At 71.4% G+C, this 19736-nt stretch carries 18 protein-coding genes; 5 read left to right on the forward strand and 13 right to left on the reverse strand.

Features of this window, described 5'->3' with window-relative positions; all coding sequences use genetic code 11:
- The 8 genes from AB0P24_RS20265 to clpS all read right to left on the reverse strand — a co-directional run.
- The coding region (locus AB0P24_RS20265) for a putative Ig domain-containing protein (protein ID WP_365795830.1) at window positions 1–1742 on the reverse strand (1742 nt) is incomplete at its 3' end.
- A gap of 244 nt (window positions 1743–1986) precedes the next feature.
- Window positions 1987–2937, reverse strand: coding sequence for a cysteine synthase (locus AB0P24_RS20270; protein WP_365795832.1), 951 nt, complete (start codon window positions 2935–2937; stop codon window positions 1987–1989).
- Window positions 2938–2944: 7 nt separating this feature from the next.
- Entirely contained in the window at window positions 2945–3223 is a 279-nt protein-coding gene (locus AB0P24_RS20275) for a MoaD/ThiS family protein (protein WP_365795834.1), read from the reverse strand.
- A gap of 84 nt (window positions 3224–3307) precedes the next feature.
- On the reverse strand, window positions 3308–3403 hold the full coding sequence (locus AB0P24_RS20280; protein WP_362747676.1) for a putative leader peptide: 96 nt from the start codon (window positions 3401–3403) through the stop codon (window positions 3308–3310).
- Window positions 3404–4039: 636 nt separating this feature from the next.
- On the reverse strand, window positions 4040–4462 hold the full coding sequence (locus tag AB0P24_RS20285; protein ID WP_234543345.1) for a M67 family metallopeptidase: 423 nt from the start codon (window positions 4460–4462) through the stop codon (window positions 4040–4042).
- Window positions 4463–4594: 132 nt separating this feature from the next.
- Window positions 4595–6034, reverse strand: a complete 1440-nt coding sequence (locus AB0P24_RS20290) for an amino acid permease (RefSeq protein ID WP_365795837.1) — start codon at window positions 6032–6034, stop codon at window positions 4595–4597.
- Window positions 6035–6366: 332 nt separating this feature from the next.
- Window positions 6367–6972, reverse strand: a complete 606-nt coding sequence (locus AB0P24_RS20295) for a DUF2017 domain-containing protein (protein WP_365795839.1) — start codon at window positions 6970–6972, stop codon at window positions 6367–6369.
- 74 nt (window positions 6973–7046) lie between these two features.
- Entirely contained in the window at window positions 7047–7364 is a 318-nt protein-coding gene (gene clpS / locus AB0P24_RS20300) for an ATP-dependent Clp protease adapter ClpS (protein ID WP_089106662.1), read from the reverse strand.
- Between the two features lie 162 nt (window positions 7365–7526).
- Between clpS and AB0P24_RS20305 the strand changes: the two genes are divergently transcribed.
- Together AB0P24_RS20305 and AB0P24_RS20310 are read left to right on the forward strand one after the other, a co-directional pair.
- Window positions 7527–8873: a nicotinate phosphoribosyltransferase gene (locus AB0P24_RS20305; RefSeq protein WP_365795841.1), complete on the forward strand. Its 1347-nt coding sequence runs from the start codon at window positions 7527–7529 to the stop codon at window positions 8871–8873.
- A 149-nt stretch (window positions 8874–9022) separates the two neighbouring features.
- Window positions 9023–9607 carry an isochorismatase family protein gene (locus AB0P24_RS20310; RefSeq protein ID WP_365795843.1) on the forward strand — a complete coding sequence of 195 codons (585 nt, stop codon included), beginning with the start codon at window positions 9023–9025 and terminating at the stop codon, window positions 9605–9607.
- A 568-nt stretch (window positions 9608–10175) separates the two neighbouring features.
- On the opposite strand, the gene AB0P24_RS20315 is transcribed toward AB0P24_RS20310, so the two are convergent.
- Window positions 10176–10505: a hypothetical protein gene (locus tag AB0P24_RS20315; RefSeq protein ID WP_365795845.1), complete on the reverse strand. Its 330-nt coding sequence runs from the start codon at window positions 10503–10505 to the stop codon at window positions 10176–10178.
- A 121-nt stretch (window positions 10506–10626) separates the two neighbouring features.
- Entirely contained in the window at window positions 10627–12978 is a 2352-nt protein-coding gene (locus tag AB0P24_RS20320) for an immune inhibitor A domain-containing protein (RefSeq protein WP_365795847.1), read from the reverse strand.
- A gap of 424 nt (window positions 12979–13402) precedes the next feature.
- On the opposite strand from AB0P24_RS20320, the gene AB0P24_RS20325 reads away from it, so the two are divergent.
- Window positions 13403–13696 (forward strand): hypothetical protein, encoded by a 294-nt coding sequence (locus AB0P24_RS20325; protein ID WP_365795849.1) that lies wholly within the window; start codon window positions 13403–13405, stop codon window positions 13694–13696.
- Between the two features lie 118 nt (window positions 13697–13814).
- On the opposite strand, the gene AB0P24_RS20330 is transcribed toward AB0P24_RS20325, so the two are convergent.
- Together AB0P24_RS20330 and AB0P24_RS20335 are read right to left on the reverse strand one after the other, a co-directional pair.
- The gene (locus tag AB0P24_RS20330) at window positions 13815–14459 is read right to left on the reverse strand and encodes an RDD family protein (RefSeq protein WP_365795851.1); all 645 of its coding nucleotides are present in this window, start codon (window positions 14457–14459) and stop codon (window positions 13815–13817) included.
- A gap of 103 nt (window positions 14460–14562) precedes the next feature.
- Entirely contained in the window at window positions 14563–16014 is a 1452-nt protein-coding gene (locus AB0P24_RS20335; RefSeq protein ID WP_365795853.1) for an RDD family protein, read from the reverse strand.
- A gap of 242 nt (window positions 16015–16256) precedes the next feature.
- Here AB0P24_RS20335 and AB0P24_RS20340 point away from each other — a divergent pair, with 242 nt between their 5' ends.
- Window positions 16257–16670 carry an SsgA family sporulation/cell division regulator gene (locus tag AB0P24_RS20340; protein ID WP_365795855.1) on the forward strand — a complete coding sequence of 138 codons (414 nt, stop codon included), beginning with the start codon at window positions 16257–16259 and terminating at the stop codon, window positions 16668–16670.
- 65 nt (window positions 16671–16735) lie between these two features.
- Here AB0P24_RS20340 and AB0P24_RS20345 read toward each other — a convergent pair whose 3' ends face one another.
- Window positions 16736–18142 carry an FAD-linked oxidase C-terminal domain-containing protein gene (locus tag AB0P24_RS20345; protein ID WP_365795857.1) on the reverse strand — a complete coding sequence of 469 codons (1407 nt, stop codon included), beginning with the start codon at window positions 18140–18142 and terminating at the stop codon, window positions 16736–16738.
- Between the two features lie 92 nt (window positions 18143–18234).
- Between AB0P24_RS20345 and AB0P24_RS20350 the strand changes: the two genes are divergently transcribed.
- The gene (locus tag AB0P24_RS20350) at window positions 18235–19731 is read left to right on the forward strand and encodes a tetratricopeptide repeat protein (protein WP_365795859.1); all 1497 of its coding nucleotides are present in this window, start codon (window positions 18235–18237) and stop codon (window positions 19729–19731) included.
- Window positions 19732–19736 lie beyond the last annotated feature (5 nt).

Raw genomic sequence — 19736 nt, forward strand, 5'->3', positions numbered from 1 at the left:
TAGTAGGAGCCGGCGTGCGCCGACTCGCTGCTGGAGTTGGTGATGACACCGCTGGAGGCGGTCCAGGTGGTGCTGCCCGACTCGAAGCCGGCGTTGCCGAGCAGCTGCGAGGAGGTGCAGGAGCCGCCGCCGCTGGTGCTGACGGTCCAGGTGAAGGAGGCCGAGCCGGAGGCGCCGGTGGAGTCGGTCGCGGTGACGGTGGTGCTGTAGGTGCCCGCGGTGGACGCCGTACCGGAGATCAGGCCGGTGGAGCTGGAGATGGACAGGCCGGTGGGCAGGCCGGACGCGCTGTAGGTGAGAGTGGCGCCCGCGCTGTCGCTGGCGGAGATCTGCAGGCTGACCGAGCCGCCCGTGGCGGTGGACTGGCTGCCCGGGTTGGTGACGGTCACCGTGTTGCCGGTGCTGGAGCCGGAGGCGAAGGCGGTGGTGCCGTTCGGGGTGCCCCAGCCGGTCGGGCCGTCGTAGCCGGTCTCGGCGGTGCAGAAGTAGGCGGTGGAGCAGGAGCCGTTGCTGCCGCTGGTGACGTCGTACAGGTTGCCGGTGTGCGAGTACGGGTACTTCGCCGGGTAGTCGCTGGAGCCCGGGGTGCCCGCGAGGGCGTAGACGCCGGCGATGATCGGCGAGGAGGCGCTGGTGCCGCCGTAGACCGCCCAGCCGGAGCCGCCGTAGGTGTCGTAGACCGCGACGCCGGTGGCCGGGTCGGCGACCGCGGAGACGTCGGCCTCCATGCGCTTGGTGCAGCCGGTGTCGGTCTGCCAGCTCGGCTTCGAGTCGTAGGCGGAGCAGCCGGAGCCGGTGCCCTCGGAGGAGCTGGTCTTCCACACGGACTCGGTCCAGCCGCGGGTGCTGGAGGAGGTGGAGAGCGCGGTGCCGCCGACGGCGGTCACGTACTGGGAGGTCGCCGGGTACTCGGCGCCGTAGTCCGAGTCACCGGCGGAGACGGTGATCGCGACACCCGGGTGCTTGAAGTACGAGGTGTCCTCGCTGGTCTGGGAGGAGGACTCGGATCCGCCCCAGCTGTTGGAGACGAACTTGGCGCCGAGCGCGACGGCCTCGTTCTCGGCGGTGCCGAGGTCGGAGTCGGTGGCGGAGTTCGCCTCTACGAGGATGATGTTGCAGTTCGGGCAGACGGCGCTGACCATGTCGATGTCGAGCGCTTCCTCACCGGCCCAGCCGGAGTCGTTCGACGGCAGCGAGGTCGTCGAACCGGTCTGGCTGACCTGCTTGAAGCAGCCGTTGGCGACGGTGCACGCCGACAGGCCGTACGTCGAGCGGTAGGTGGCGAGGTCCGAGGCCGCGTTGGGGTCGTTGTAGGCGTCAACCACCGCGACGGTCAGGCCGGAGCCGCCCGTCGAGGGCAGGTTGTAGGCGCTGTGCAGGTTGGTCGGGCTCAGGCCGGAGGGGGCGGCGGCGAGCGCGGCGGCCAACTGCTGCTTGATGTCGGTACGGCGCTGGGCGAAGCAGGAGACGTGGCCGGGCTTGGCGGCGGTGGCGCACAGGTGCTTGGTGGGCACCTTCTGCCCGGCCTTGCCGGTGCTGTGCACGGCCTGCCGGGCCGGGTCGGTGAGGGCCTTGGCGTTCTGGGCGGCCCGGCTGGTCTGGGCGGTGGCCTGGGAGGTGACGGTCCGCGCCGGTGCCTGGGCCTGCGCGGCCGGGGCCGCGACGAAACCGGAGACGGCGAGGGCGAGGGCGGGGAAGGCGAAGGTCAGAAGTCTTCGCAGACTCCGTCGTGATTCACGCATGGGGGTACTGCCTCCTCGGTGGGGTTACAAGGCAGGCCCGTGACGCGCGTAGCGGCGGCAGAGTGCGCGGTCATGAGCATGACACTTCAAACACCCTGGGATGCCGATGAGCGTGGCATGACAGGACAGTGAGGAACCTAACGGGGTTCCCCGGGCGCCGGTTCCCCCGGACGAAGATCTTTGCCGCGCCATAGGCAGCGCTTAGCCCCCTCATGAGAGGGGGTTGGCGCGTACATGATGAGGGCTAGGCCCAGAGCTGACCGTGCAGGGTCTCGATGGCTTCCTCGGTCGTGGCGGCGGTGTACACGCCGGTCGACAGGTACTTCCAGCCGCCGTCGGCGACGACGAACACGATGTCCGCGCTCTCGCCGGCCTGTACGGCCTTCTTCCCGACGCCGATCGCGGCGTGCAGCGCGGCGCCGGTGGAGACGCCCGCGAAGATGCCCTCCTGCTGGAGCAGCTCCCGGGTCCGGGTCACCGCGTCCGCGGAGCCGACCGAGTAGCGGGTGGTGAGCACGGAGGCGTCGTACAGCTCGGGCACGAAGCCCTCGTCGAGGTTCCTGAGCCCGTACACGAGGTCGTCGTACCGGGGTTCGGCGGCGACGATCCGCACGTCCGGCTTGTGCTCGCGCAGGTACCGGCCGACGCCCATCAGCGTGCCGGTGGTCCCCAGCCCCGCGACGAAGTGCGTCACGGACGGCAGGTCGGCGAGGATCTCCGGCCCGGTGGTCGCGTAGTGCGCACCGGCGTTGTCCGGGTTGCCGTACTGGTAGAGCATCACCCAGTCGGGGTGCTCGGCGGAGAGCTCCTTGGCCACGCGTACGGCGGTGTTGGAACCACCCGCGGCCGGGCTGGAGATGATCTCCGCGCCCCACATCCCGAGCAGGTCCCGGCGCTCCTGCGAGGTGTTCTCGGGCATCACGCAGACCATGCGGTAGCCCTTGAGCTTGGCCGCCATCGCCAGCGAGATGCCGGTGTTGCCCGACGTCGGCTCCAGGATGGTGCAGCCGGGGGTGAGCCGGCCATCCTTCTCGGCCTGCTCGATCATGTGCAGGGCGGGACGGTCCTTGACCGAGCCGGTCGGGTTGCGGTCCTCCAGCTTGGCCCAGATCCGGACGTCGGCGGACGGCGAGAGCCGCGGCAGCCGCACCAGGGGGGTGTTGCCGACCGCGGCCAACGGGGAGTCGTAGCGCATGCCGATCTCAGGCCATACCGCCGGCGACCGCCGGCAGGATCGTCACGGTGTCGCCGTCGGACAGCTTGGTGTTGATGCCGTCGACGAAACGGACGTCCTCGTCGTTCAGGTACACGTTGACGAAACGGCGCAGCTTGCCGTCGTCCACGATCCGGGCGTGGATGCCCGCGTGCCGGGTCTCAAGGTCGGCGAACAGCTCGGCGAGGGTGTCACCGCTGCCCTCCACCGCCTTCTGACCGTCGGTGTACTGGCGGAGGATGGTCGGGATGCGGACCTCGATGGCCATGGCTCAGGGCTCCTGTCGGAAAGTCTGGGTGGGTGGGCGCGCAGCGGCACGCCGCGGCTCACGGCCGTACGGCGGCAGGCAGCGTCAACAGATGGCGCTGTCCAGCCTGCACAAGTCGACGTGCAGCCGCGCCACGAGCAGCACGCCCGGCGCCTTGTCGCTCACGTCGTTCAGAACCATGAGCTCATCGTATCGATTCCCGGCACGGGTTCCGGAGTGTGATTCCACATGCCGGACATTTTCCGGCCGAGGGGTGAGATGCCCTGTCCGGGGCAAGCCACGTCTCTACGCGGCCACCGCCACACGGGCACGACCAGCCAAACGGCGTTCACCCCTGACGCCGGGCTGAGCAGCCAACCCAGGGGCGCGGCGCCACGCGACTGCCGCCGCACAGGCACGACCAGCCAAACGACGTTCACCCCTGACGCCGGGCTGAGCAGCCAACCCAGGGACGCGGCGCCACACGGCTACCGCCGCACAGGCACGACCAGCCAAACGACGTTCACCCCTGACGCCGGGCTGAGCAGCCAGCTCAGGGGCGCGGGGAACTGCGCGACAAGCCCCCACCGGCCCGCAGGTGGCCACCGGCCGGTTCGGCACCGCCGAAATCCGCCGTCGCGGCTGAGCGCCGCTGCGGCGGAAGGGAAGAGCGAAGGTGAGCGCCGCCGCAGCGGAAAGGACGAGCGAAGCCGAGCGCAGCCGCGGCAGAAAGGACGAGCGGAGCTGGGCGCCGCCGCGGCGGAGAGGAGAGTTGCGGGAAGAGGGGGAGCAGGGGAACAGAGGGAGCGGCAGAGGGGAAGGTCGGCGGCAGAGGGGCTAGTACGTCTCGACGATCCTGACCTCCTCCTCCGTGACCTCGCCGTCCACGATGCGGTAGGACCGGAACTGGAAGTCGCCGAGGCCGTCGGTGTCGGCCGTCGAGACGAGGACGTAGTGGGCGCCGGGCTCGTTCGCGTAGCTGATGTCGGTCCGGGACGGGTACGCCTCCGTCGCCGTGTGGGAGTGGTAGATGACCACCGGCTCCTCGTCACGGTCGTCCATCTCCCGGTACAGCCGGAGAAGATCGCCGGAGTCGAACTCGTAGAACGTCGGGGACATCGCCGCGTTCAGCATCGGGATGAATCGCTCGGGGCGGTCCGAGCCCGCCGGCCCCGCGACGACTCCGCACGCCTCGTCCGGATGGTCCTTGCGCCCGTGGGCGACGATCTGGTCGACGAGGGCCTGGGTGATGGTCAGCATGTTCGCCAGGATAAGCAAAGGGCCGCCCCGTACCGGTGGGTGGTACGGAGCGGCCCGGATGCCGGACGCCCTGAGCGGCTGCCGCGAGGGGCGCCACGAGTGCTCCCCGCGGCGGGCGTCCCGGAGGGGCGGTCAGCTCACCTTGTCCAGCGGTGCCGGCGCGCGGCGCTCGGCGACCTCGGGACGGCGGTTCTTCAGGACCAGCCAGCCGGCGCCCAGCGCGGCGGTCCAGCCGGCCATCACGTAGAGGCAGACGCGGGAGTCGCCGTTGTACGCGATCAGGCAGGTCACGAAGAGGAGGAAGGCGATGGCGATCCAGCTGCACTTCGCGCCGCCGGGGGCCGGGAAGGCGGAGGCCGGCAGGCGGCCCGCGTCGACCGCGCGGCGGTAGCGGACGTGGCTGACCAGGATCATCAGCCAGGTCCAGATGCCGGCCGCGGTGGCGACGGAGGTCACGTAGCCGAACGCCTTCTCCGGGACGACGTAGTTGAGGACCACGCCGATGCCCATGAAGAGGACCGAGACGGTGATGCCGAACGCAGGGGTCTTGGACGCGGACAGCCTGCGGAACGTGGCCGGGGCCTCGCCGCTGTCGGCGAGGGTGCGCAGCATGCGGCCGGTGGAGTACATGCCGGAGTTGCAGGAGGACAGGGCCGCGGTCAGCACGACGAAGTTGACGATGCCGGCGCCGGCCGGGATGCCGATCTTCGCGAAGGCGGCGACGAACGGGGAGACGCCCGGGGCGAACTCCGTCCACTTCACGACGCAGAGGATCACCGTGAGCGCGCCGACGTAGAAGAGGGCGATCCGCCAGGGGAGGGTGTTGATCGCCTTGGGGAGGGTCTCCTCCGGGTTCTCCGACTCGCCGGCGGTGACGCCGACCAGCTCGACCGCGAGGTAGGCGAACATGACGCCCTGAAGGGTCATCAGGGAGGAGCCGACGCCCGTGGGGAAGAAGCCGTCGAACCGGTAGAGGTTCGCGACCGACGCGGTGTCACCGGCGGAGCTGAAGCCGAAGGTGAGGACGCCGAGACCGATCACGATCATGCCGATCAGGGCGGTGACCTTGACCATGGAGAACCAGAACTCCAGTTCCCCGAACACCTTCACCGAGATCAGGTTGGCTCCGAAGAGGACCACCAGGAAGACCAGCGCGGTCACCCACTGCGGGACCTGCGGGAACCAGTAGTTCACATAGATCGCGGCGGCCGTCAGTTCGGCCATGCCGGTGACGACCCACATGAGCCAGTACGTCCAGCCGGTGAAGTAGCCGTAGAACGGGCCGAGGAACTCCCGGGAGTACTCGGCGAAGGAGCCGGAGACCGGACGGTAGAGCAGGAGCTCGCCGAGGGCCCGCATGATGAAGAAGATGACGCCGCCGGCCAGGGCGTACATCAGGATGAGGCTGGGACCGGCCTTGGCGATGTTCGCCCCGGCGCCCAGGAAGAGCCCGACGCCGATGGCGCCGCCGATGGCGATCATCTGGACCTGGCGGCTGCCGAGCCCGCGCTCGTACCCCTCTTCGGAGGCTTCGGAGGACTTCTCCGACGTGTCGACCTGAGCGGAGGTCATGTGTGGTGTGCGCCTTTCTCCATGCCGACCCGGGCCTCTCGTCGGCCTCGGATCGGGTTTCGATCCCCCCCGGATGATGGAGCGGTGCCAGACCGGCGGTCGCCGGTTCGGTGGCGCACCCGGACGTACACGTGGGTGGTGTTCGCCGGGCGGTCGTGAAGATCTATCACGGCCGCACCGTTGATCACCTGGTTCCACCGAGAGTGATTGTGGCGCACACCACTGAAAAAAGCGGACAAAGTTGGGCCGAAAAGGTCATACCAGGCCGCAACGGTGGCGGGATCGTTATCCGGATTTGAGCGTCCTCTGAGCGAACACCAAACCGGGACGAACTACGGCATCAGGGTCGCGACCAGGGTCTCCTGGAGGCCGCCGAGCCACAGGTAGGCCATCACCATCGGCTTGCGCGGGTCCTCGTCCGGCAGCCGGTAGAGCAGGTCGGTGTCGTCATCGTCGGTGATGTCGAGGCGGGAGCCGATCGCGAGGCGCAGGTCGGTGAGGGCGCCGAGCCACTGCCGGGACTCCTCGGGCGCCAGCTTGAGGACCGCGTCCCCCTTCTCCCCCCGGGCGAGGGTGTCGAGGCAGCGGATCACCGAGAGGGCGCTCTCCCGCTTGCGGGCCCTGAGGTCGTTCTCGGTGTAGCGGCGGAACTCGGCCGAGTGGGCCCGCCGCTCCTCGGCCTCCTCGGGGGACCGCGGGGGCCGCTCCGGGTCGCTGTAGGCGTCCGGGAAGAGCCGGCGCAGCACCGGGTCGGTGGGCGCCTCGCTGGGACCCTCGGCGAACAGCTCGGCGAGCGGGTCGTCGGGGGCGTCCTCGGCGGGGCCTGGCCCGATGAGCTCCAGGAGCTGGACGGCCAGCGACCGGATGATGGAGATCTCGACGTCGTCGAGCGCGACGGCCGCGCCGCCGCCGGGGAGCGGTTCGAAGATTCCTGGCATGGAGGGGATTCGCTGCTTCCGGAGCTGATCGAGGAGCTGGTCGGGGCCGGTCATCGCCGGTCAGGGGTGGATGGCTACTTGCGGTCCTGCTGGAGGGTGGCCCACAGGCCGTAGCCGTGCATCGCCTGCACGTCGCGCTCCATCTCCTCGCGACTGCCACTGGAGACGACCGCCCGGCCCTTGTGGTGGACGTCCAGCATGAGCTTGGTGGCCTTGTCCTTGGGATAGCCGAAGTACGTCTGGAAGACGTACGTCACGTAGCTCATGAGGTTGACAGGGTCGTTGTGCACGATCGTGACCCAGGGGACGTCGGGCTCGGGGACGGCGAAGACCTCCTCCGCCGACTCGGTGCGTTCGATCTCTACGGGAGCGGGTGACGTCACAAGGCCCATGCTGCCACGGGCCCCTTAAATCGTCACACTGACGCGAAGGGTGTAGCATCTCCTGCCATGCTGCGTACACCGGGGGACGCGGCAATCAAGGGCGGCTGCGCCGCGGGCCGAACCCCCGGCCGGCCCGGGGACCCGCCGAGAGACATAGCTAGGAGAGCTGTCGTGGATGTAGCGGACCTTGGGCTGCCGGTGGATGTTCCCTCGACGGCGCTCTTCACGGACCAGTACGAGCTGACGATGCTGCAGGCGGCCCTGAAGGCGGGTACGGCCGAGCGGCGGAGCGTCTTCGAGGTCTTCACCCGGCGCCTGCCCGAGGGGCGTCGCTACGGCGTCGTGGGGGGCACCGGACGCGTCCTGGACGCGGTGGAGAACTTCCGCTTCGACGCGGACGTCCTGCGCTTCCTCGAGGAGCGGAACATCGTCGACGGGCCCACCCTGGAATGGCTCGCCGGCTACCGCTTCGGCGGCGACATCTGGGGCTACCCCGAGGGCGAGGTCTACTTCCCGGGCTCGCCGGTCATGCGGGTCGAGGGGTCGTTCGGGGAGTGCGTGCTCCTGGAGACCGTGATCCTCTCCATCCTCAACCACGACTCCGCGATCGCGGCCGCCGCCTCCCGGATGTCCTCGGCCGCCGGGGACCGCCCGCTGATCGAGATGGGCGCCCGCCGCACCCACGAGCTGGCCGCCGTCGCCGCCTCCCGCGCCGCCTACGTCGGCGGTTTCGCCACCACCTCGGATCTCGCCGCCGGCTTCCGCTACGGCATCCCGACGGTGGGCACGAGCGCCCACGCCTTCACCCTGCTGCACGACCACGAGCGCGACGCCTTCCGGGCCCAGGTCGACTCGCTCGGCCGGGGCACCACCCTGCTGATCGACACCTACGACGTCGCCGAGGCGGTCCGTACGGCCGTGGAGGTGGCCGGGCCCGAGCTGGGCGCCGTCCGCATCGACTCCGGCGACCTGCTGCTGGTCGCCCACCGGGTGCGCCAGCAGCTGGACGAGCTGGGCGCCCGGGGCACGAAGATCGTCGTGACCTCCGACCTCGACGAGTACGCCATCGCCTCGCTGGCCGCCGCCCCCGTGGACGCGTACGGCGTCGGCACCCAGCTGGTGACCGGCTCCGGGCACCCCACCTGCTCCATGGTCTACAAGCTGGTCGCCCGCGCCGAGTCGGCCGACCCGAAGGCGCCGCTGGTGCCGGTCGCGAAGAAGTCGTCGGGCGGCAAGACGTCCGTCGGCGGCCGCAAGTGGGCGGCGCGGCGGCTGGACGCCGACGGGGTGGCGGAGGCCGAGGTCGTGGGCACCGGCGAGGTCCCGGCCGACCTGGTCGACCGGCAGCTGCTCATCGAGCTGGTGAAGTCCGGCGAGGTCGTCGCCCGCGAACCCCTGGACGCGCCCCGTGACCGGCACGCGGCGGCCCGCGCGAATCTGCCGCTCTCCGCGACCCAGCTCTCGCGCGGGGAACCGGTCATTCCGACGGAGTACGTGCAGGGGCGCTCGGGTAGCTAGAGCGAGTGCCCGCGAACGTGCCCCGCAAAGCCCCCTCCCCTACGCCCCCGTAAGTCTCTACGCTCGGAGGTTCAGGCCGGGCCCGCACCCCCTTCTTTCCGCGTCTTGCCCCTCGACGGACCCGCTAACGAATGCGAAGGACACCGACCATGCGCCGCGCCTTGATCGTCGTCGATGTGCAGAACGACTTCTGCGAGGGGGGCAGCCTCGCGGTCGCCGGGGGTGCCGATGTGGCCGCCGCGGTCACGGAGCTGATCGGGCAGGCGCCCGCCGGCTACCGCCACGTGGTGGCGACCCGCGACCACCACATCGCGCCGGGGGGTCATTTCGCCGACAACCCCGACTACGTGCACAGCTGGCCGGCGCACTGTGTCGCCGGCACGGAGGGCGTGGGCTTCCATCCGAACTTCGCCCCGGCGGTCGCTTCGGGGGCGGTGGACGCGGTGTTCAGCAAGGGGGCGTACGCCGCGGCCTACAGCGGGTTCCAGGGCGTCGACGAGAACGGCGTGAAGCTGGCGGAGTGGCTGCGGGCCCGGAAGATCGACGAGGTCGACGTGGTCGGCATCGCGACCGACCACTGCGTGCGGGCCACCGCCCTGGACGCCGTGAGAGAGGGCTTCCGGACCCAGGTCCTCCTCGACCTCACGGCGGGGGTTTCGGAGACGACGACGGCCCGCGCCCTGGAAGAGCTGCGCGAGGCGGGCGTGGAACTGACGGGCAAGCCGGTGGTGTAGGGACCGGCCGCGCTTCTGGCCGTCGGCCACCCTCGTTTCCGCCGCGGCGGCGGACTCCGGCGGCGCCGAACCGGCTGGTGAACACGCGCGGGCCGGCGGAAGCCTCTCGCGCAGTTCCCCGCGCCCCCAGGTCACCTGCCGAACCCGGCGCCGACAGACGACGCAAGCCCCCGCGCCCCCCAGACAACACCGGCCACCCTCCTTTCCGCCGCGGCGGCGGTCAGCCACGACGGCGGACTCCGGCGGTGCCAGACCGGCCGGTGAACACGCGCGGGCCGGCGGAGGCCTCTCGCGCAGTTCCCCGCGCCCCCAGGTCACCTGCCGAACCCGGCGCCGACAGACGACGCAAGCCCCCGCGCCCCCGAGACGACACCGACCACCCTCCTATCCGCCGCGGCGGCGGTCAGCCACGACGGCGGACTCCGGCGGCGCCGAACCGGCCGGTGGGCACCCGCGGGCCGGTGGGGGCCTGTCGCGCAGTTCCCCGCGCCCCTGGGTTCGCGGGCCCGCCCGGTGCTGGCAGGTGACGTCCGCTTCGGGGCGGCGGGGCTGCCCTGGGCCGGGGTGGTTATGCCGCTGTCGGTCTGCGGAGCAGGGATCTGATCGGCCTCCAGAGTTCGGTTGCCGTGACACCGTTGTCAGGGGCCGTTCGCCATATGAGGCCGTCGGGGTGGTGGAGGACGGCGGTGATCTCGTCCGGGGTGGGTGGGGCGGCGTTGCCCCGCAGGTAGACCGCTCGCATGCCCAGGTTGCGGAGCCTGGTCAGGGCCCGGGCGCGGTTCTGGGCGTGGACCAGTACGCGGACGGCGGACGAGCCGTCAGCGGTGGTCGGACTGGGTAGGTTCAGCGCCACCACCACTCTGCCGTTCGGCAGCTTGCAGAACCCTCCTGCGGCCATGCGGTCACATCCCCGTGCGCGTCGGTGTCAATAAGAAAGCCACAGGACGCACCTAAGCACGAGCGGCGGCGACCCGCCAAGGGGTCGCCGCCGATACGTGTCTGACCTGCGGGAATGCGGATTACTTCACTGCGGGCCCGACCTGGAGGGAGATCGTCGAGCCGTCCCGGGCCTCCGTGACGATGTTGATCTTCGTGTTGGTGTCAGTGATCTTGACGCCGCCGGTCGGGTTCGACGCGTCGTAGTAGTCGCTCTTGTGGTCGTTGAAGACCGACACCCCGGACGACTGCCTGATCCTGGTCGCCACGTCCGCCTTGTGCAGCGTGATGCCGTCCGTCGCGTAGAGGCTGAACGGCGAGTCGTAGGCCTGGATGCGGTTGCGCATCAGCGTGCCGTCGGACCACTTCAGCGCCGTCGGGTGGGAGTCGACCGGAAGGATCAGACCGGTGCCGGGGTGGACGCTGGTGTTGTTGTCCGCCTCGGAGGTGTCCCACTTCCAGAGCAACAGGCCGTTCTGGTACGGGTAGTGCTCCACCCAGTCCGGACGGGTCGTCGAGAAGCCGAAGTTGTACGGGCCGACCTTGAGGGTCTTGTCGTACGACACGTACTGGCGGTTCTCCGCGATGTAGTACTGCGCGTAGTCCTTGGTGAAGGACGCGCCGATGCGGGAGAACCCGGAGGCGGTCCAGGCGGCGTCCGCCGACTCGGCGTTGTCGGAGAAGACCGTGGAGCCGTCCGCGGTGAGCGTGATCTCGTCGGCCGCGAAGCCCTTGAGGGCGACCCCGCCGTCGGTCTGGTAGCGGAAGCGCAGCTGGATCTTCTGGCCGGCGTAGGCGTCCAGCGGGTACGACAGCTTGGTGTACGCGTCGACCGAACCGGTGAGCGCCGGCTTGTCGCTGCCGTCGCGCGGGATGGCCTGGCCGTTGACCGTGCCGTCCAGGGCGGTCCAGTTGGCGCCGCCGTCGGTGGAGACCTCGGTGTAGAGGTAGTCGTAGCCCGACTCGATGTCGTACCAGCCGTCGAGGTTGAGCGTGGCCGACGACTTGCCGGTCAGGTCGACGTCACGGGTCAGCGTGTTCTTGAGGTTGTCGCCGCTGCCGCTCCACCACTGGGCCGAGCCCTCGGCCGGGGTGACCACCGTGGTGGTGACCGCCTTGTCGGGCAGGGTGACCACCGTGGCCTGCTTGTTCTTCGTGTTGTACTCGGCGACGCCCAGCTTGTGGCTGGACTTCGTGCCGCCCTTGGCCACGTCGTAGTTGAGCCAGCCCAGCTGGAGCTTGTCCCAGGCGTTCAGGTCGCCGGGCAGGTCGCCGATGGCCTCCTTGCCGGTGCCCAGCCAGGAGCCGGAGGACATCAGGGTCCAGAAGCCGGTGGAGTTGTCGCCGCCGTTGGTGTCGTACTCGTCCGGCAGGCCGAGGTCGTGGCCGTACTCGTGGGCGTAGACGCCGAGTCCGCCGTTCTCCGGCTGCATGGTGTAGTCGCCGACCCAGATGCCGGTGTCGCCGACCTGGGTACCGCCGAGCTTGTTGTTGTCGGGGCCGGTGGCACCGGCGTCGGTGCCGAAGGCGTACCAGCGGTGCGCCCAGATGGCGTCGGTGCCCTGGGCTCCGCCGCCCGCGGACTCGTCCTCGCCGGCGTGCACGATCTGGAAGTGGTCGACGTAGCCGTCGGGCTCGTTGAAGTTGCCGTCGCCGTCGTAGTCGTAGCGGTCCCACTGGTCGTACTGGGCGAGGTCGGCCTTGATGGCGGCGTCGGACTCGCCGGCCGCCTTCTGGTCGGCGACCCAGGCGTTCAGGCCGTCGCGCACCAGGTTCCAGACGCTGGAGCAGGTGGTGGAGCCGCAGGCGTTGTTGCCGTAACGGGCCTCGTTGTAGGGGACCTTGACCCAGTCGGTGACCTCACCGTCGACCGAGTAGCGGCCCGAGGACTGCTTCTCGTAGTACTTCTTCAGCGACTCGGTGTTCTTGCCGGTGCCGAAGTAGAGGTCCTGGAAGTGGGCCTGGTTGTAGTCCGCCTGCCACGCCGTGGAGTTGTCCTTGGTGCGGTCCGGCTGGGCTATCTGGTTGTGCAGCGGGCCGGTGGTGCCGCCGTACCGCGGGTCCGTCTGGTCGCCGAACTCGACCAGGATCGTGAAGATCTTGTCCGTCTTCTCGCGGCCGAGCTCGACGTACTTGCTGTCGCCCTTCTTGCTCTTGAGCTGGACGACCTTGGATCCGTCGCGCTCCTTGACCTGGGCCTTGCCGGATATGACCTGGTCGAGGGCCTCTTGGCGCTGGGCCTCCTGGGTCTTGCTCAGGGGGCCGTCGAGGTCGTGCTCCTCCTGCTTCGTCGACGGGTCGTGCCGGTCGACGGTGCCGGTGGTCGCCGCCGGAGTCGCGGCCTCCGCGACCGCGAAGGTGGCGAAGCCCACGGAGGCGGTAGCGAGCGTCACGCCGACGGCGAGCGCTCTGAACGTCCAGGGTCTGCTGGTCACTTGAGTTCCTCCCCCGCGCCGCGCGCACGGCAAGGGGGACCGGGTCATGGTTGGGGGTCCGTGCGCGCACGTTCAACGCGTCGATTCAAGTGACGACATTTGACTACTGGTTTACGAGAAAAGACAGACCTTGACTCTGACACTTCAACTGCACTATGCGGAGAAGAAGTTCGCTTTACGGACGCCTGGCCGCGGCCGTACCCCCGAAGCACCCCGCCCAACCGGCGCGCATATGCCGCTGGTTGCCTTATGCCATGCGACCGTGCGCCCCCTGTGCACCGGTACCGTGGGTTAGGTCACGCTTACCGGCCGTTCCGCTCGGGCATGCACGCGAATAGAGTCGAACGGTGGAACGCTCGGAAGCCGGTGGAAACCAAGGCCGGTTTCCCGTCTCACCCCCATATCTTCCGAGGACACGATTGCCATGCCTCGTCCGACCCCGGCACAGCTCGTCTACGGTTCGTGCACCGTGATCTGCTCGACGCTCGCCATGCTGCTGCTGTCACAGACGAGTTCGGGCATCGGGATCGCGGTCATCGCGCTCGCGGCGCTCGGTCTGGGACTGCTGGTGGCCATGACGGCTCCGCTGCCCCGGCCGCGCACGGTCGCGCAGTCCCGGCCCGCCCCCGCCGCACCATCCAAGGTGCGGGTCCCCGTCCACCGGGAGACCGTGGCCGCCGCCACGGCCGAGCCCGTCCGGGAGCCCACCGCGCCCTGACGTACGCAGACTGAGAAGTCGGCGGGTCCGTGAGACTGACGGACCCGCCGACTGCTTGTGCGCCCCCGGTGCCCGCCCCGGTGCCCGCCCCGGTGTCGGCCCTCGCTGCCGGCCCTCGCTACGCGTTCGTACTGACCACGACCGTCTTCGCGGCCTTGTCGTGCAGGCCCTGCTTGTACGGCTTGTCGAAGAAGCTCCAGCCGCCGCAGATCACCGTCCAGATGCAGGCGCAGCAGAAGGCGAACGGCACCCACAGCACGACGGCGCGCAGCAGCGAGGTCTGGGCGGAGGGCGTGGCGCCGTCGGCGAGGTTGGCGACCCGCATGCCGAGCCACTTCTTGCCGAGGGTCTGTCCCCACTTGGCGATCAGCAGGGTGTCGTAGGCGACGAACAGGACGGCGACGACGAGCGACTGGGCGAAGGACCGGCCGGCCGAGATCCGGTCGCCGTCCATCTGGTACTCGCTCACCCCGAACGCCCAGGTGAGCAGGACGGCCACGATGCCCACCAGGATCATGTCGATGATCCGCGCGAGGGTGCGCTTGCCGCTGTCGGCGAGCGGCGGCATCCCGGCGAGGGGGTCGGCGGGATAGCCGCCGGCTCCCCCGCCGCCTCCGTAGGGGTCACCGCCGGCTCCGTAGGGGCCGCCGCCGCCCGCTCCGGTGGGGCCGCCGCCGTAGGAGGGCGGCGGGGGCTGCTTCCTGAACGGATCGTCGTCCGGCGGCTCTCCTGAGCCCGGGGGCGGGGGCGGTTCGGTGCTCATGGCCCGAGTGCACCGCGAAGCCGCCGCGTTCGCATCCGGCGAGCGGCCGTACGGGGGACGACGGTACGACGGCCCGGGTACGGCGCCCGCGTACGACGGCCCGTCAGCCGGCGACGAAGGTGTGCGCCGCCTTGTCGTGCCAGCACTGGTGCCAGGGGCGGTCGAACAGGCACCAGGCGACGCCGACGATCCCGATGCCGAGCAGGCCGGGCACGGTGTACACCAGCCAGCGGCGCAGGGCGGCGCCGAAGGCGGGGGGCTCGTGGCCCTCGATGTCCCGTACCTCCAGGCCGAACAGCTTCTTGCCGAGCGTGCGGCCCCATCTGGCGGTGGGCAGCACCTCGTAGAGGACGCCGGCCAGGAGCAGGACGGCGAGCACGATCGCGAGGTACAGGCCGGTCGTGCCGTCGAGCAGCCAGACGGTCTCGGTACGGCCGGAGAGCTTGGCCGCGTCGATCTTGTCCTGCACGTGGTCGGCCGCCTTGGTCCCGAACGGTACGGCGGCGGCCCCGGTCACCGCGCCGACGACCAGGCTGTCCACGAGCCGCGCGGCGAACCGCTTGCCGAGCCCGGCGGGCCGGGCCGCCGCCTGCCGTCGGGCGGCCGCCTGGAAGAGGTCCTCCACCGGCGGCTTCCAGGGGGCGACCTGCTGGTCACCGGCGAGCCGGTGCACCTGCTGCGCCCAGGAGGACTGCCCGCCGCCGGCACCGGCAGCCATGGGGGTGGCGGGAGCCAGCGGGGACCGGGGCGCCGCGGGCTGCTGCGGGGGGACGGCGGGGGCGGCGGCCTGAGGGGCGGCCGGCTGGGGGGCCGGGGCGGGTGCGGACGGCGCCTGGGCCGCGGCGGCGCGGGCGGCGGCCGCCTTTCCGGCGGCGAAGCCGGGACGCGCGGTGCCGGGAGCACCGGGAGCACCGGGAGCACCGGGAGCACCGACCGGACCCTGCGCGCCGAAACCGGCCGCCGCACCGGCTCCGGCTCCGGCTCCGCGGGCATCCTGGCCGGCCGCGCCGGTCCCGGGTTTCGGCGTGGCCTCGTCCCGGATCGGCCGGAAGGTCAGCGTGCCGTCGTCCATGGGCGGCCGGGCCGCCGGTGGGGTCCCGGCCGGGCCGACCGTCGGCCTGCGGAAGATGAACGTGCCGCCCGAGTCGACGTCCCCCTGGTCCGTCGGCGGCATCGACGCCGTGCCGTCGGTGCGGGACGACCGGCCGTCGGGCTGGGCCGGGGAGCCCGCCGCCCGGGGGTCGGCGCCCCAGGCACCGCCCTCGGCCGCCCAGCCGGAGGCGCCGCGCGGCTGCGGGTCCTCGTCGAAGAAGTGCGGGCCGGTCTCCTCGACCGCCGAGGCCGCGGGGGCCCCGGAGGCGGCGGGAGCCGCCGGAGCCGCGGGGTGGGAGCCGGGCGGGGCGAGGAGGGGTTCGCCGTCGGACGGGGCCGGGCGGCTGGTGCCCGGCACCCACGCGGCGCCGTTCCAGTAACGGACGTAGCCGGGGATGGACGGGTCCGGGTAGTAGCCCTCGCGGGGCCGTTCGTCACCGGGTGCCGGGGTTGGGGCGGTCATGTCCGTCATCCCGTATCTGCTCGGGGGTGATGTGGGAGCCTCCACATCTATCAGAGATGGATGCCCGTCACCGCCAGTCCCGCAGGACCCGACCCTTTCCGGGCAGCCGTGTGCACCCCCTTCACCGCAACGGAAGAAAAACTTCCCGGAACCCGCGTAATGCTCGCGGCCCCCGCCGCTCTCCACCCGTACGGGCCCACCCGCAGGCGCCCGCACGACTGACCGAGAGAGGAACCGACGTCATGCGTCACATCGTGGTGGAGCGCGAACTGGAGCTGCGGCTCGTCCTGTCCCCCGAGCGGAGCGTCCCGGTCCCGGCCCGGCTGGCCTACCGCTCCGACGACCCGTACGCCGTCCATGTCAGCTTCCACATAAACTCCGGCTTCCCGGTCCACTGGACCTTCGCCCGCGACCTGCTCGTGGAGGGGGTGTTCCGGCCGAGCGGGCACGGGGACGTGCGGGTGTGGCCGGCGAAGGCGAAGGGCCGCAGCGTCGTGCTGATGGCGCTGAGTTCACCCGACGGAGACGCTCTGCTCGAAGCCCCGGCCACCCGGGTGTCCACCTGGCTGGAGCAGACCCTGCGGGTGGTGCCCCCGGGGAGTGAGGGCGGGCAGCTGGGGATCGACGAGGCGCTCGACCAGCTGCTCGCCCAGTGAGGACCCCGTAGGGGACCGGAACGGCCGGGATCAGCACAGCCGGCGGCCGGGACGGGACGGCGGGATCAGAACAGCTTGCCGGGGTTGAGGATGCCCAGCGGGTCGAAGACGTGTTTCACGGCCCGCTGCATCTCCACGCCCACCGGCCCGATCTCCCGGGCCAGCCACTCCTTCTTCAGGACGCCGACGCCGTGTTCGCCGGTGATGGTGCCGCCGAGTTCCAGGCCGAGGCCCATGATCTCGTCGAAGGACTCGCGGGCGCGCCGGCACTCGTCGGGGTCCTGGGCGTCGAAGCAGACCGTGGGATGGGTGTTGCCGTCGCCCGCGTGTGCGACGACCCCGATGGTCAGCCGGTGCTTCGCCGCGATGCGCTCGACGCCCTCGATCATGTCGCCGAGGCGGGAGCGGGGCACGCACACGTCGTCGATCATCGTGGTGCCCTTGACGGCCTCCAGGGCCACGAGCGAGGACCGGCGGGCCTGGAGGAGGAGTTCGGACTCGGCGGCGTCGTCGGCCGGGACCACCTGGGTGGCGCCCGCGGCCTCGCAGAGCTTGCCGACGGCGGCGAGGTCGGCGCCGGGCTCCGGGGTGTCGAAGGCGGCGAGCAGCAGGGCCTCGGTGGACTCCGGCAGGCCCATGCGGGTGAGTTCGTTGACCGCCTTCACGGTCGTACGGTCCATCAGTTCGAGCAGGGACGGCACATGACCGCCCTCCATGATCCGGCACACCGCCTCGCAGGCGGCGGCCGCGGAGCCGAACTCGGCGGCCAGCACCAGTTGCTGCGGCGGCTTCGGCTTCAGCGCGAGCACGGCCCGTACGACGATGCCGAGCGAGCCCTCGGAGCCGACGAACAGGCGGGTGAGGTCGTACCCGGCCACGCCCTTGGCCGTACGGCGGCCGGTGGACAGCAGCCGGCCGTCCGCGAGGACGACGTCCAGACCGAGCACGTACTCGGCCGTGACCCCGTACTTCACGCAGCACAGACCGCCCGACGCCGTCCCGATGTTGCCGCCGATCGTGCACATCTCCCAGCTGGAGGGGTCCGGCGGGTAGTAGAGGCCGTGCTCCTCGACCGCGCGGGAGAGGGCCGCGTTGACGACGCCGGGCTCGACGACCGCGATGCGGTCCACCGGCGAGATCTCGAGCACGCGGTCCATCTTCGTCAGGGACAGCACGATGCAGCCGTCGGTGGCGTTGGCCGCGCCGGACAGGCCGGTGCGGGCGCCCTGCGGGACGACCGGGACGCGCAGCTCGGTGGCAACGCGCATGACGTGCTGGACCTGCTCGACCGTGCGTGGCAGCACGACGACGGCCGGGGTGCCGGCCGGGCAGAAGCTCGCCATGTCGTTGGCGTAGGAGACGGTCACGTCGGGATCGACGAGGACCGCGTCGGCCGGCAGCCCCGCGAGGAGCCGGTCGGTGAGGTTGCTGGTGGCCTCGTCCCGAGGCGCTTCGATACGGCTCACGATCACAGCGTCGCACCCGGGGCCATCGGTGTGAACCCCACGCATGCCCTCCTTGGGCCGCACGGATGTGGTGGTCGTATTGACGCACAGTGTGCGTCATGTGCGCGCTGGATGACCGACCGTCCCCACCTGCCACCTCGCTGCTCACGGAACCGGCGCCCCCGCGCCGCCGCGGCCGGGCACTGCGGCGGCTGCTGGTGGTCGCGCTGGCGGGCGGGGTGGCGGCCGGCGGCACGCTGATGCTGTGGCCGCGCGAGCCGCACCACCGGGCCGCACCGGCCCCGGCGGCCGGGGCGCGGGCCCAGGCGGGTGCGCGGGCGGCGGCGCTCGCGGCGGCGCAGACGGCCGTCCTGGGCGGCCTGCCCGCCGCGCTGCCCGATCTCACGGCGCTCATCGGCGCCCGCGAGGCGCGGGTGCGGGCGCGGCCCGGGGACGCGCAGGCCTGGGCGGTGCTCGGGGCCGCGTACGTGGAGCGGGCCCGCCGGACCGCCGACACGGGCGATTATCCGCGTGCCGAGCGCGCGTTGCAGACCTCCCTCAGGGTGGCCGGCAAGAACAACGCCGAGGCGCTGAGCGCGCTGGCGGGCCTGGCCGTGGCGCGCCAGGATTTTCCGGAGGCCAGGCGGTTCGGTGAGGAGGCGCTGAAGGCGGCGCCGAAGCGGTGGTCGGCGTATCCGGTGCTGATCGACGCGTACAACGGGGTCGGCGACTACAAGGCGGCCCGGTCCGCGCTGGACAAACTGACGGCGCTGAAGGTCGGGGCGGACGTGAAGCCGGCGGTGATGGCGCGGGCCTCGGCGGTCTACCGGGACCGGGGCTGGCGCGAGGACGCGGTGGCCCAGGTGACCGACGCGGCGGCGGCCGCCCGGACGCCCGCCGAGCAGGCCGCGTATCTGTGCCAGGCCGGACAGCTGGCCTGGGAGCGGGGCGACCGGGACGACGCGCTGCGGCACTTCACGGCGGCCGTTCGCCTGGACCCCGGGCAGTGGGCCGCGCGGGCCGGGCAGGGGCGGGCGCTGGCCGCGCTGGGCCGGACGCGGGAGGCGCTGACCGCGTACCAGGAGGCGCTCGCGCACCGGCCGACTCCGCAGGTCGCCCTGGAACTGGCCGAGTGGTACGAGTCGCTGGGGATGGGGCGGCAGGCGGAGGCGCAGTACGAGCTGATGCGGACGCAGGCGCGGCGGGAGCAGGAGGCCGGGGTCGACGACGATCTGGTGATCGGGCAGTACGAGGCCGACCACGGGGACGCGCAGGAGGCGGTGGAGCGGCTGACGGCCGAGTGGCAGCGCCAGCCCGGCATCGAGGTCGCCGACGCCCTCGGCTGGGCCCTGCACCGGGCGGGCGACGACAAGGAGGCGCTGCGCTACGCCTCGATCGCGACGGACTCGACGAAGGGCGGCGGGGTGCGCAGCGCGCCGTACGCCTTCCACCGGGGCATGATCGAACGCGACCTGGACCTTGAGGCCCCGGCCCGCCGCCACCTCCAGGACGCCCTGCGCATCAACCCGTACTTCTCCCCTCTCCAGACCCCGGTGGCCAAAGCGGCCCTGGCCACCCTGGGCGACCAGCCCCCGGAGGAACCGCTGCCGGGCTGACCGGC

The organism is Streptomyces sp. NPDC086519, assembly GCF_040686075.1.
GTDB lineage: Bacteria > Actinomycetota > Actinomycetes > Streptomycetales > Streptomycetaceae > Streptomyces > Streptomyces shenzhenensis.